The sequence below is a fragment of the Pseudomonas sp. UBA4194 genome, assembly GCF_002379585.1.
Lineage (GTDB): Bacteria > Pseudomonadota > Gammaproteobacteria > Pseudomonadales > Pseudomonadaceae > Aquipseudomonas.
Genome location: NZ_DFUE01000047.1, coordinates 1 through 12051 on the forward strand (window position 1 = coordinate 1; position 12051 = coordinate 12051).

Annotated in this window: 11 protein-coding genes and 1 pseudogene; 5 read left to right on the forward strand and 7 right to left on the reverse strand. The window is 62.8% G+C overall.

Annotated features, from left to right (window positions below):
• Nucleotides 1-661: 661 nt before the first annotated feature.
• From B3397_RS12715 to B3397_RS12730, 4 genes are all read left to right on the forward strand, one after another.
• Nucleotides 662-1477 (forward strand): energy transducer TonB, encoded by an 816-nt coding sequence (locus tag B3397_RS12715; protein WP_296250542.1) that lies wholly within the window; start codon nucleotides 662-664, stop codon nucleotides 1475-1477.
• An 84-nt stretch (nucleotides 1478-1561) separates the two neighbouring features.
• On the forward strand, nucleotides 1562-2287 hold the full coding sequence (locus B3397_RS12720) for a MotA/TolQ/ExbB proton channel family protein (RefSeq protein WP_296250543.1): 726 nt from the start codon (nucleotides 1562-1564) through the stop codon (nucleotides 2285-2287).
• A gap of 1 nt (nucleotide 2288) precedes the next feature.
• Nucleotides 2289-2690 (forward strand): ExbD/TolR family protein, encoded by a 402-nt coding sequence (locus tag B3397_RS12725; protein ID WP_296250544.1) that lies wholly within the window; start codon nucleotides 2289-2291, stop codon nucleotides 2688-2690.
• 188 nt (nucleotides 2691-2878) lie between these two features.
• Nucleotides 2879-3436 (forward strand): hypothetical protein, encoded by a 558-nt coding sequence (locus B3397_RS12730; protein WP_296250547.1) that lies wholly within the window; start codon nucleotides 2879-2881, stop codon nucleotides 3434-3436.
• Nucleotides 3437-3539: 103 nt separating this feature from the next.
• Here B3397_RS12730 and B3397_RS12735 read toward each other — a convergent pair whose 3' ends face one another.
• The 7 genes and pseudogenes from B3397_RS12735 to B3397_RS12765 all read right to left on the reverse strand — a co-directional run.
• Nucleotides 3540-4181 (reverse strand): hypothetical protein, encoded by a 642-nt coding sequence (locus B3397_RS12735; protein WP_296250549.1) that lies wholly within the window; start codon nucleotides 4179-4181, stop codon nucleotides 3540-3542.
• A gap of 153 nt (nucleotides 4182-4334) precedes the next feature.
• Complete coding sequence (locus B3397_RS12740) at nucleotides 4335-5195, reverse strand: TauD/TfdA dioxygenase family protein (protein WP_296250551.1); 861 nt, start codon at nucleotides 5193-5195, stop codon at nucleotides 4335-4337.
• A gap of 62 nt (nucleotides 5196-5257) precedes the next feature.
• Nucleotides 5258-7810 carry a TonB-dependent receptor plug domain-containing protein gene (locus B3397_RS12745; protein ID WP_296250553.1) on the reverse strand — a complete coding sequence of 851 codons (2553 nt, stop codon included), beginning with the start codon at nucleotides 7808-7810 and terminating at the stop codon, nucleotides 5258-5260.
• A 67-nt stretch (nucleotides 7811-7877) separates the two neighbouring features.
• The gene (locus B3397_RS12750; protein WP_296250555.1) at nucleotides 7878-8564 is read right to left on the reverse strand and encodes a peroxiredoxin-like family protein; all 687 of its coding nucleotides are present in this window, start codon (nucleotides 8562-8564) and stop codon (nucleotides 7878-7880) included.
• Nucleotides 8561-9505, reverse strand: coding sequence for an ABC transporter substrate-binding protein (locus B3397_RS12755; protein ID WP_296250557.1), 945 nt, complete (start codon nucleotides 9503-9505; stop codon nucleotides 8561-8563). The genes B3397_RS12750 and B3397_RS12755 overlap by 4 nt, the downstream gene beginning before the upstream one ends.
• Before the next feature lie 408 nt (nucleotides 9506-9913).
• The gene (locus B3397_RS12760; RefSeq protein WP_296250559.1) at nucleotides 9914-10711 is read right to left on the reverse strand and encodes an ABC transporter ATP-binding protein; all 798 of its coding nucleotides are present in this window, start codon (nucleotides 10709-10711) and stop codon (nucleotides 9914-9916) included.
• Nucleotides 10712-10714: 3 nt separating this feature from the next.
• A pseudogene (locus B3397_RS12765) lies at nucleotides 10715-11464 on the reverse strand (ABC transporter permease); the annotation flags it as partial.
• A gap of 139 nt (nucleotides 11465-11603) precedes the next feature.
• Here B3397_RS12765 and B3397_RS12770 point away from each other — a divergent pair.
• Nucleotides 11604-11732 (forward strand): hypothetical protein, encoded by a 129-nt coding sequence (locus B3397_RS12770; protein WP_296250561.1) that lies wholly within the window; start codon nucleotides 11604-11606, stop codon nucleotides 11730-11732.
• Nucleotides 11733-12051: the final 319 nt, after the last annotated feature.

The window sequence follows — 12051 nt, forward strand, 5'->3', positions numbered from 1 at the left end:
TTAGCGGCGCGCGTGCCGTGGTTCCCGCCGCCGCTGCATGGCGCCGGCGCAAGGTCTAGCGCCACCTGGGGCACCGCCGTAAGCGTGGGCCGGCCAGCACACGTTAGTCCTGCAGCGTGCCGGCACCTGCGCGGCGGCTCACGGCACCTGTAGCACCGGCGTAAGCCGGGGCCGGCCATCACACGGTATTCCTGTGATGTTAGGGCATCTGCGACGCGGCTCACGGCACCTGGAGCACCGGCGTGAGCCGGGTCCGGCCATCACGCGGTGTCCCTGTCATGTTACGGCGTCTGTGACGCGGCTCACGCCGCTGCTACACGGCGTATGCGACATGCTCACGGCACCTGTAGCACCGGCGTGAGCCGGGTCCGGCCGTAACACGGTGTTCCTGTGATGGTGCGGCGTCTGTGACGCGGCTTACGCCGCTGCTACGGGTTGTGGGTTTCCATTTCCACTTTGTGGGGTTTTGAAAGGCCAGAATGGGATATGTGTGGGCGAAATACAGCCGTTCAGCGCCACGACATTGACCCTTATATCCAGTTGATAGCTCGGAATAACAAACGGTTACTTTTCGAACTAAGCAACTTTGCACATCATCTGCTCGCCGAAGGGGCGACTTAGACACGCTCATTCATGATCAACCCTTCAACAGGAGCAACGAATGAATAACCTCAAGGCCGCCATGGAGGTGCGCTGGCAACCGGTTCCGGGCGAGTTGCTCGACCTGGGCCGGGTGTTTCGCGAACCGCTGGGCGAGCTGCGCCTGCAGCGCGTGCCGAAACGGATTCTCGGGCGCCAGGAGGGCGTTCTGCTCGGTGTCTTCGCGCTGGTGTTGCACGGAGCGGTGATCTACTGGGTCAGCCAGGCGCCCGCGCCCGTGCTGCCGGTGGTGCCGCCGGAGATTCCACCGATGACCATCGAGTTTGCGCAACCGGCGCCGCCTGTGGTGGAGACACCGCCGCCGCCACCAGAACCCGTGGCGACGCCTGTGGTGGAACCGCCACCGCCGGTGGAGGACGAACTGGCCAGCAAGCCGCCACCGCCGCCCAAGCCCAAACCCAAGCCAGTGGTCAAGAAGGAGGTGCCCAAACCTGTGCCCAAGCCGGTGCAGCAAGTGCCAGCGCCACCGACTCCGCCGCAACCGGTTGCCGCACCAACACCGCCTGCGCCGCCTGCACCGCCCGCGCCAAAACCGATCACCCCGGCTTCGGCCAACGCTGGCTATCTGCACAACCCGGCGCCCGAGTACCCGGCCCTGGCCATGCGCCGCAACTGGGAAGGGACCGTGTTGTTGCGTGTGCACGTGCTGGCCAGCGGCAAGCCCAGCGAGATTCAGGTGCAGACCAGCAGTGGCCGCACCCAGTTGGATGACGCCGCGCTCGCTGCGGTAAAACGCTGGAGCTTCGTCCCAGCCAAGCAGGGCAATGACCCGATCGATGGCTGGGTCAGCGTACCGATCGACTTCAAACTGCGTTAACACCGAATTCTGCTTCACCTCGCGGGCTACCTGACAAAAGGCGCGTCGCAACACCCAAACGCCTAACTACAGAGACGCCTTGCCATGAATCTTCTTACAGACTCTCCTTTTGCCTCCGTCGAGCACTCGGTCATCTGGTTGCTCATTCTGTTCTCCGTTGCCACCTGGGGTCTGGCCTTGCTGAAAGGCCTGCAGTTTGCCCGCCTCAAAGGTCAGGATCGCAAATTCCACAAGCAGTTCTGGGCGGCTTCCAGCCTGGATTCAGCCGCGCACCTCGCCCAGGAACAGCCAGGCGCTGCCGCTCGCGTTGCCCAGTCCGGCTACGCCGCCATCCAGGTCAATGAAAGTACGCAAACCGACCTGAGCCAGGCCATCAACCACCAGGACCGCCTGGAGCGCGCCTTGCGCCAACAGATCGTGCGGGAGCGTCGCTCCCTGGAAACAGGCCTGGCGGTGCTGGCCAGTATCGGTAGCACCTCACCGTTCATTGGTTTGTTCGGCACCGTGTGGGGCATCATGTCAGCGCTCAAAGGCATCAGCGCGGCAGGCTCGGCCAGCCTCGAAACCGTGGCCGGCCCGATCGGTGCCGCGCTGGTCGCCACAGGCGTGGGCATTGCCGTCGCTGTACCGGCAGTGCTGGTCTACAACTACTTCCTGCGCCGCCTGAAGCTGACCGCAGCCGACCTCGACGACTTCGCCCACGACTTCTACAGCCTGGCGCAGAAGCACGCTTTCCGTGTGGTGCAGCATCCGGCCTTGGCCAAAAACGGCGCTACCGCTAGCGGTCGCAAAGTGAAGGAGGCGTCCTGATATGGCTTTTTCTACCCAAGACAGCGATGAAGTGCTCAGCGAGATCAACGTAACGCCACTGGTGGACGTGATGCTGGTGCTGCTGGTGGTGTTCATCGTTACCGCGCCGCTGCTGACCAACTCGATCCCGATCAACCTGCCCAAGACCGAAGCGGTCGCCCCGGCCGAGCAGAAAGACCCGCTGGTGGTGAGCATCGACGGTCAGGGCAAGTTGTTCATCAACAAGGACGAGATCAAGCCTGATCTGCTCCAGACCAACCTGCAGGCGGCCAAGCAGAAGGACCCGGAGGTGCGGGTGCAGTTGCAGGCCGATGATGGGGTGAACTATGGCGAGGTGGCGCGAGCCATGGCGTCGATCGAAAAGGCTGGGATTACCAAGTTGGCAGTGATTACGGCGAAGTAGGTTGGATCGGTGGTGAATGGTCCCCTCACCCCAGCCCTCTCCCTGAGGGAGAGGGAGCCGTACGGTGGTGTTGCGGATATCGCGGTCCGCTTTGAGCGCCCTCTCTGTCAGGGAGAGGGAGCCGTGCGGTGGTGTTGCAGATATCACGGTCCGCTTTTAGCTCCCTCTCCCTCAGGGAGAGGGCTGGGGTGAGGGGACCATTCACCCACGGTATCCCAGGGGAATACCACTTCAACGGCATCATCCTCACCGACGGGCTGATCACCAACAGCTGTACCGATGAATGCCTGACCGGCAGCCCGCCCGGTCAGGATCCGAACAAGGCCTATGCAAAATATGGCATGCCATGGGGCGTGGAAGGCCTGACCGAGAAGCAGCGCTTCATCAAGGCGGTGGAAGCGGGGGTCGACCAGTTCGGCGGCACCTTCAATACCCAGTTCCTGATCGAGGCGGTGAAGGAGGGCAGCGTGCCGGTGGCGCGGATCGATACGTCTGTGGTGCGGTTGCTGGTGCAGAAATTCCAGCTCGGGCTGTTCGAAAACCCGTATGCCGATGAAGCTGCTGCGACGAGCCTGGTGGGCAATACAGCGTTCAAGGCGCAGGGCTTGGAGGCGCAGCGCCGCTCCCTGGTGCTGCTGCAGAACAACCGCAATACCTTGCCACTCAAGCCTGGCAGCAAGGTCTATCTGGTGGGCATCGATTCGGAGCAGGCCCTGCAGCCGCCGACATTGCCCTGGTACGCCTGAATGCGCCGTTCGAGCGTTGCTCCGCTGTACCCCATCTATTTCGGACTGGGCTACTGACGCGTCGGGTACAGGGAGCGTGCCGACGCTCCCAGAGCGGTTTCACCTAGTGGGCATAGTGCGCAGCGACGGGCTCGGAAACCCGCACCCGGCGGCGCACCCAATGCTCCAGGCACGCACACAGCCAGATGCTGTAGGCCATCAACTCGACGCCTTCCTCGACCGCGGTTTTCGCCAGCCGCGCATAGCCTTCACCGAGGATGTGGTGCCAGAAAACGCCCATGCCAAACACTCGGGAGAAGATCAGCACGGCCATGCCGGTCGATAACGCCGCGAACGTCGGGCTGCGCATGAATGCTGCCAGGTCGGTTGCGGTGCGTCTGCGATTGGCTGGCTTCAGGGCAAAGAACACCGCGCTGCCGGCGATGGCCAGGCAGGGCCACAGCCAGGCGCTGTGGCTGATCGGATCGAACAGGCCATCAAGCTCACGCATCAACAGGGCAGCGAAGAAGCCCGCCGCCAGTACATCGAACCCGCCTCGTGCACCGGGGGCGGGTGCCGACCAGAACAGCCAGGCGCACAGCAGCAACATGACTTCCTGAGTGATCTCGGTGAACGAGATTTCCAGTATCTCGGTGTTGAACACCGACACGTCCAGCCAGACCATCCAGAAAGCAAAGCCGGCGATCAGGCACTTCATGAGGCTGAACGAGAGTGATAAACGCAAATCGGTAGGGCGAGTGGACAACTGAATCTCCAAGGAGCGAGGCAAAATGCAGTCGGCCATTTGAAGAGCTAAGCTATTGAAAGAGAACTGATTTAAATTGATAGCGGTTATTGATCGATATGATGAGCGACTGCACGCCGAGCGGCAGTCGCTGTTCTGGACACTTGCGCCGGGTCAACCCACCGGCGCACGACGCACCCGATGCGGAATGTCATCATCGGCAATCAGTACCCGCTCCATCACCCGTTCGAAATCGCCGTAGTTGTAGACCGGGTAGTGAAGCAGGGCGCGGTTGTCCCAGAAGGCCACGGTGCCCGGTGTCCATTTGAAGCGCACGTGGTACTCCGGATTGCTGAACTCCTTGAGCAGTTGCGCGACCAGTGCGCGGCTGTCTTCCACGGACCAGCCGATGACTTGTGGGCTCATGGAGAAATTGATGAACAACGCGTCCTCGCCGGTTTCCGGATGGGTGCGCACCAGCGGATGGGCGAGGATGGGGTAGTCGTAACCGACCTTGTCCAGTGATGACTTGAAGTTGTGGGTCACCGACAGCGTATCGATGCGCGCCTTGAGCTCGGCGGACAGGCCGCGGTACACCTGGCCGCTGTCGGCCCAAACGGTGTCGCCGCCGACCTCTGGCAAGGACACCGCCCGCAGCACCGCCCCGTAGGTGGGTTTGAGCATCCAACTGGTGTCGGTATGCCAACGGCCCTTGCGGGCGTCGCCATAGATGTCCTTGGCCTCGCTGGCCAGAATCAGGTGGGCCTGGGGTTTGCTGCGGTCCTCTTGCCGGGTGGTGGGGTGCACGTACAACTCACCGAACTGCCCGGCGAAGGCGATCTGCTGTTCGCTGCTGATGTGTTGGTCGCGGAAGAAGATCACCTTGTGCTTGAGCAGCAGTGCATGGATGTCGTCGCGCTGCGACGGGCTCAAGGGCTTGCTCAGGTCAACGCCGGAAATCTCGGCACCCAGGGTGGGTTCCAGGCGGGTGACCTTGAGCGTGTCGTGCAAAGCTACGATGTTTTCGGCAGGCATGTTGTCGTCCTCTTGTTGGAAGCACAGCGTTGCAAAGACCACCGGGGTGGCCACGGGGTAAATCACCAGTCGTAGGAAACGCGCGCGTAATAGAACGCGCCGTTGAGCCCGTACGGCGCAAAGCTGCCGTAGTTGTCGGGGTTGTTGATCTCGCTCGGGTTGGCACTGCCCAGTCCGGTGAGGGAGGCCGATGGGGTCTGTTTGTCCGGGCGCACGCCGAAGAGGTTGTTCGAGCCCACGGACAGCGACAGGTTGTCGGTCAGCAGGTAGGTCACGTCCAGGTCGGTCACCCACTTCGCACCGAATTGCAGGTCCGACGCCGACGTCGCGCCGGCCTCGGTGTATTTGCCGTAGCGGGTCAGGCGCAGGTCGGTGATGACGTCACCCAGGCTCCAGTTGCTGCCCAGCACCAGCTTGTCTCGTGGCGTGCCTTTGGTCAGGTCGCTCTGGGCCTGGTGGCCGTAGATCACGTAGTCGCTGCCCAGCAGGCTGTCGACGGTGCCGTTCTGATTGATGCCACGCAGGGTGGTGCGGTTGTAGCTGTACAGGGCCGACCAGCGCACCTGACCCAGGGCGCCGTAGTCGCTGTGCAGCTCGCTGACCAAATCGATACCGTCGGTGCGGGTATCCACGCCATTCATGTTGTACTGCGCCGAATACAGGTCGTTGACGCCTACGCCGGCCAGGGTGTCGCGCACCACGGTGGAGGTGCCGCTGTCGCGAATGATCTCGCTCTTGACGATGCGATCCTTGATCTCGATGCGGTAGGCGTCCAGGGTCACCCTGGCATTGCGGCTCGGCTCCCAGGAGAGCCCGACGCTGAAGTTGGTGGATTTCTCCGGCTCCAGATCCTCGGCACCCAGTGCCTGAGCGGCGGTACTGCTGGGTGGCAGGTAACGCGCGAGCAAGGTCTGGGTGCTGCCATCCGCCAGGCGCACCGCAGTGTTCTGAGTGACCGAGAAGGTCTGCTGGGCCAGGGAGGGTGCGCGAAAGCCGGTGTTGAATGTGCCACGCAGGGCCAGTGCAGGTGTCAGTTCGTAGCGGGTCGAGAGCTTGCCGCTGGCGGTATTGCCGGAGCTGTCGTCGTAGTGCTCCAGGCGCAGCGCGGCGCTGGTGTAGAACCGCTCGGTGAGGTGGGTGCCAACGTCGAAGTAAGCCGCATAGCTGTCGCGATCCAGGGAACCTGCGTCCACCACCGAGGTGCCGGTGAACGATTGCAGGCCGCCGGTGGGGCGTTGCCCGGCACGCGGGCTGCCTGCGGGGTAGACGTAACCGCCATCACGATAGGAATCGGGCTCGCCGGCGCCCTGGCTGTACTTCTCCCAGCGATGTTCGATGCCTGCCGAGACTTGCAGCGGCTTGAACAGGCCGACATCGAAACCGCGGGTGAAGTCCAGGTTGCTGGTCCACTGCTCGAACTCCTGTGCACCCAGGTAGAACGAGGTCTTGCTGGCCGGGCCCAGGGATGAGTTCAGGGTATTCTGCGCGCCCAGCCGCACATCGTCCTTGCCGTAGGTGGTGCTCAGGTCGTAGTCCCACAGACCGACCTGACCTTTGCCACCGAACGCGACCTGGAAGTCTTTTTCGTCGATCAGGCGCTGGGCGTGAAAACCGTCGGGATAGATTTCCGGTATCGAGGAAAGGCTGGTGGCGCGGTAGCTGCCGCGGGTGTCGACGATCTTGCGGTCGCTGTAGGTGGAGAACGAATACAGGGTCAGGTCGTCGTGGATCGGCAGTTCGGCGTTGTAGGCGAAGTTGTACACCTCATCGCGGTTGGACCTGCCGTAACCTTTTTCCAGCAGGCGATCGACGCTGCCTTCCCGTGGGTCGGCGCTGGCTCCGGCGGTGCCGAAAGGTACCGATTGGCCGTTGAGCACCGGGTAGTACCAGGAGCCTTGGGCATCACCGGCGGAGTAGGACGGACCCTGCAAGCGGATATCCAGCGAGGTGTTGAGGAAGCCGCCATTGCTGCCCAGCGCGAAGCCGCTGTTGAGCCCGGCCTGGTTGAGGTCGCCGGGTTTGTCCTCTTGTTGGCCGGTGGTGTAGGTGGCGCTGCCGCCGTTGTCCTGGCTCTTGAGGATGATATTGAGCACCCCGGCAATGGCGTCGGAGCCGTACTGGGCAGAGGCGCCGTCACGCAGCAGTTCGATTCGCTCGATGGCAGAAGTGGGGATCAGGTCCAGATCCACCGGTACGCTGCCGCTGGCGATGCGAGCGAAGTTGTTGTACACGGCGGTGTTGTGCCGGCGTTTTCCATTGACCAGCACCAGCAGGTGGTCGCCACTGAGGCCACGGATCGACACCGGTCGCACCGACGATGAGGTCCCGCCACCGGCCTGGGCCGGGGCGCTGAACGAAGGCACGATGCGGCCCAGTGCTTCACGCAGGCTGGCAGTGCCGGATTTGCGTATCTCGTCGCCGCTGATGATGTCGATCGGCGAGGGGCTTTCGGACACCGTCAGGGTGTTACCACGGGTGCCGGTGGAAATGGCCTGGACCCGGTCGAGCACCACGTCTTTTTCTTCGCCCTGGGCGTTGGGTGCCAACGCCACGCACAGCAGTGACAGCGCGAAGGGCAAGCCTTTTTCAGGCCGATAGAATCCTTGCGTACGCATTCGGTTCGCATCCTTGGTTAAGCGGGGCATGGGCCGCGGCGCTGGGCGCGGCGGCCAGATCAGGGCGTCAGGCGGTCTTGCTGACTTGCTCGTGGGAGGCCAGCAAAGCGTCCACCGCCTGGAGGATGGGCTCGGCTTCGGTGCGCACCAGCCAGTCCGGGCTGACGTCGGCGAAGTGCACCCGATGATCGCTGCCGATCACCACCACGGTGGGCTGGGGCAGCTCCCAGGTTCCGGTGCCTGTCACCGCGCCGATGCCCGCGCCTTTGCTCAAGGAAGCCTGGCGGGAGGGCTCGTCGAACTCGTAGAGGATGCCTAGCCGGCGTGCCAACTGATTGTCCTTGTCGCTGGCGACCTGCAGGGTGAGTTGATGTGTGTCGCGGATCTCGATCAACCGCTCCGGCAACTGTGGGCTGACCGCGATCAGGGGCACGCCACGTTCGCGCAGCGCTGGCTGCAGGTGGCGCTCGTAATGGGGAATGGCGATGTTGCAGGCCGGGCAGCCGGCGAAGCGGAAGAACACCAGCACGGCGGGGCCGCTGGCGACCAGCACGTCCAGATCCAGGGTGCCGCCTTCGACCTTCAGCAGTTCGAACGGCGCCAGGATGTCGCCAGCGCGCACGAACTGATCTGTCTGGGCTTCGTCCACCAGGCGTTGACGCTGATCGATGTTGACTTGCAGGACGGCCGGGTCCCAGCTGCGCACGCGTTCGGCGTGCAGGTCGGCAAGGGCTTGGGTCAAGGACTGGCTCATGGGTTTACTCCGGTCAGGGTAGGGGGATTGAAGCGGTCGTCGAAACCTTTGGAGACATCGACCGGTCGGGTCAGCACACCTTCTTCCAGATAGATGTCGGCGGTTTGTTGCAGGTTGCTGACGATCGCCGGGGTGATGGGGATGCGGGTGAAACGGGTATTGCTGGCCGAGGCAAGGTGCACGGCCAGCGGCAGCCCGGTGACCTTGGCTTGCGCGGCGGCGTATTGCTGTGGATGGCTGTTGGCCCACTGATAGGCGCGGTCCATCCGTTTGATGAAGTCATCGAGCTGCGCCTGCTTGGTGTCGATGGCCTGCTGAGTGGCGGCCAGGTAGCCCTGGTTGGAGAGCAGGCTGTCGCTGTTGCGCAGGATGCGCGCGCCGTTCTGGGTGATAGCGATGGTGGTGTAGGGGTCCCAGGTGGACCAGGCGTCGGCGCTGCCAGCTTCCAGTGCGGTGCGGGCATCACTGGGTAGCAGGTTGATGAGCTGCACGTCGGAGGTTTGCAGGCCCGCTTCACGCAAGGCACGAATGACCAGGAAGTGACCGACAGAACCGCGGTTGGTGACGATACGTTTGCCTTTGAGGTCCGCCACCGTGTGCAGCGGTGAGTCTTTGGGTACCAGGATGGAGGTGCTGAAGCGGCCGTCGGCTTCGGTCACTGCCACCACCTTGAGCGGGGCGCCGGAACCCAGTGCGAACACGTAGGGCGCATCCCCCAGACCGCCTACATCCACCGCGCCGGCGTTGAGGGCTTCACCCAGGGGCGCGGCGGCTGGGAATTCGGAGAACTCGATGGGGTAGGGCACGTCCTTGAGCTCGCCGGCCGCCTGCAACAGCAGCTTGATGCCGGATTTCTGATTGGCCACGCGCAGCGGCTCGGCAGCCTGCAGTGGCGCGATGAGGCTGGCCAGTAGCGCAGTGAGGATGAGGCGGGTCAGCATGGCAGAACTCCTTGGTCGCTTAAGGCAGGCAGGTGTCGGCGCATCGATGCCGCAACGTCGGCAGACGCGGTCGATGGTATGGGCGAGGGCGGGGATGGCAGCGGGTGGAACATGGTGCGAGGGACTCCTAGGGTGGTCGTTGGCAACGTCCTCCGCCAGGGTGTGGGGTCGGGTCTGTCTAGAACATATGTCCAGCTTGTTACGATGTAAAAGGCCGTTTGGTTCTATGCTAATTATCACCGGCCTGCATATATGCGGAAGATTAATATCAATTCAGCGCAATTTCCCGTGAGGGGCGGCGTATGGCGCCGAAGAGGTCGGTTTGGGCGCATGATCATCATCCGGATTTGATGGGGAGGCTGGCGACGCCTTCGCGGCTGGACGCCGCTCCTACAGGGGTGGTGGGCTTTATATGGCGATTGCACTTAGTGGATAGCCGGGGTTCAGGAAGGGGTTGTGATCCTTGCCGATGGTGGCCTCGTCATCATGTTCGACGCCCAGGCGGTTGAGCAGTCGCTGCCTGATGGCATTGAAGCCCAGCTGGCCATTGTCTCTGGGTCGGGCCAACGCCACGCGGAACTGCTCGGCGATGCGTCCTTCCTGCAGCACGATGATTCGATCGGCCAGCAGAATCGCTTCGTCGACATCATGGGTGACCAACAGCACCGCAGGCGTGTGAGCGCGCCACAGTTCGATGATCAGTCGATGCATACGGATACGGGTCAGGGCGTCCAGTGCGGCAAAGGGCTCGTCAAGCAACAACAGCTTTGGTTCGCGCACCAGACTGCGCGCGAGCGCCACGCGCTGCGATTCGCCCCCCGAGAGCGTCGCCGGGTAGGCGTCGAGCCGATGCGCCAGGCCGACCTCGGTCAATGCCTGCACCGCCTTGGCTTTGGCGTTGTCCAGGCGCAAACCCAGGGTGACGTTCTTCCAGGTGCGTTTCCACGGCATCAGCCGTGGTTCCTGAAACACCGCGGAGCGCGCTTCGGGGGCTATCAGTTCGCCGCCCTCGATCGGGTCCAACCCGGCCAAGGAACGCAGCAGGGTAGTCTTGCCCGAGCCACTGGCACCGAGCAGCGCGACGAACTCCCCCGGCGCGATGTCCAGATCCAGTTCATCGATCACTCGGTTTTCGCCGAACTGGCGGATCACCTTGCGCAGGCTCACAGCCGGTTGGACTGTGCTGAAATCGGTTTGCGCGTTCATTGCTCAACTCCTTACGAATGACGGCCGCCAGGCCAGGGCGAAGCGTTCCAGGGTGCGGATCAAACCATCGATCAACAGCCCCAGCACGCTGTAGATCAGCAGACAGATGACGATCACGTCGGTACGCATGAAGTCACGTGCATCGCTGGCCAGATAGCCTATGCCCGCGGTGCTGTTGATCTGCTCGACAAACACCAGGGCCAGCCAGGAAATGGCCAGGGCGTAGCGCAAACCGACGAAGAACGACGGCAGCGCTCCGGGCAGGATTACGTGCCAGATCAGCTCCAGTCGAGTCAGGCCCAGCGTGTTGCCGGCTTCGATCAGTTTGGGATCGATGTTGCGAATGCCGGCGAACAGATTCAGGTACACCGGAAAGGTGGTGCCAGTGACGATCAGGGCGATCTTGGTGAACTCGCCGATGCCGAACCAAAGGATGAACAGCGGCACCAATGCCAGAGACGGTATCGTGCGCAGCATTTGCATGGGCGAATCAAGGATCACCTCACCGCGACGGGACAGCCCGGTGATCAGCGCCAGGACCACACCGATCGCCACACCGATCAGTAGCCCGGTAACGGCCCTTTGTAGGGACACCAGCAGGTGGTGGGCCAAGTCGCCGCTTTCGATCAGCTCCCACAACGTACCGCCGATGGCACTGGGCGCGGCGATGACGCGAGAGGGCAACAGACCGCTGCGCGAGGCGATTTCCCAGACCAGCAGGATGACCAGCGGGCTGATCAGCCGGAGCAAGGCGTCCGGCGCTTTCCAGCGGGTCGTACGAGGTTTGACAGGGTTGACGCGGTTTGAAGGCATGCGGGCTCGCTCCATGTGGCCAGCGCAGACCGTATGCTTCTAAGGCGGGGGTTGTAAAAGTACTTTTGGGTCTAACCTAATGATGAACCAGCGGGTGTTTACCGGCACCCTGGCAGATTTGCCGCGGCGGGTGGCGGAGCATGAAGTGCAGGCGCCGGCTTTGGTGATGGTGGGTGAAGTGGTGACCTTCCGCGAGAAGCTGGTTTGAGGGGGCGCTGAATAGTTGATTGGGGGTAGGTTGAGGTCGGTGGTGGATGGTCCCCTCACCCCAGCCCTCTCCCTGGGGGAGAGGGAGCTAAAGGCGGATCGCGTCGCCTGGAGCTGCGGTGAGGGGACCATCCACCACAAAACCCCAACCAACACCCAATCCCACATCCAACCCACACCCAACCCGTCAAACAACGGAATCAAACGCCTACCTCAAGTGTCCAAGTGCCAGTAAACTGTCACCCATACCCCCTGACACCCCAAGAGAGGTTTTGCATGAAGCTCAGTCCGTTTGCGGGCAAGCCTGCCCCAGCCCAGTT

Excerpts from the sequence above, each read along its gene's own strand:
- B3397_RS12715 (WP_296250542.1), top strand. The coding sequence starts at position 662 with ATGAATAACCTCAAGGCCGCCATGGAGGTGCGCTGGCAACCGGTTCCG.
- B3397_RS12720 (WP_296250543.1), top strand. The coding sequence starts at position 1,562 with ATGAATCTTCTTACAGACTCTCCTTTTGCCTCCGTCGAGCACTCGGTC.
- B3397_RS12725 (WP_296250544.1), top strand. The coding sequence starts at position 2,289 with ATGGCTTTTTCTACCCAAGACAGCGATGAAGTGCTCAGCGAGATCAAC.
- B3397_RS12740 (WP_296250551.1), bottom strand. The coding sequence starts at position 5,195 with ATGCCTGCCGAAAACATCGTAGCTTTGCACGACACGCTCAAGGTCACC.
- B3397_RS12745 (WP_296250553.1), bottom strand. The coding sequence starts at position 7,810 with ATGCGTACGCAAGGATTCTATCGGCCTGAAAAAGGCTTGCCCTTCGCG.
- B3397_RS12750 (WP_296250555.1), bottom strand. The coding sequence starts at position 8,564 with ATGAGCCAGTCCTTGACCCAAGCCCTTGCCGACCTGCACGCCGAACGC.
- B3397_RS12755 (WP_296250557.1), bottom strand. The coding sequence starts at position 9,505 with ATGCTGACCCGCCTCATCCTCACTGCGCTACTGGCCAGCCTCATCGCG.
- B3397_RS12760 (WP_296250559.1), bottom strand. The coding sequence starts at position 10,711 with ATGAACGCGCAAACCGATTTCAGCACAGTCCAACCGGCTGTGAGCCTG.
- B3397_RS12770 (WP_296250561.1), top strand. The coding sequence starts at position 11,604 with ATGATGAACCAGCGGGTGTTTACCGGCACCCTGGCAGATTTGCCGCGG.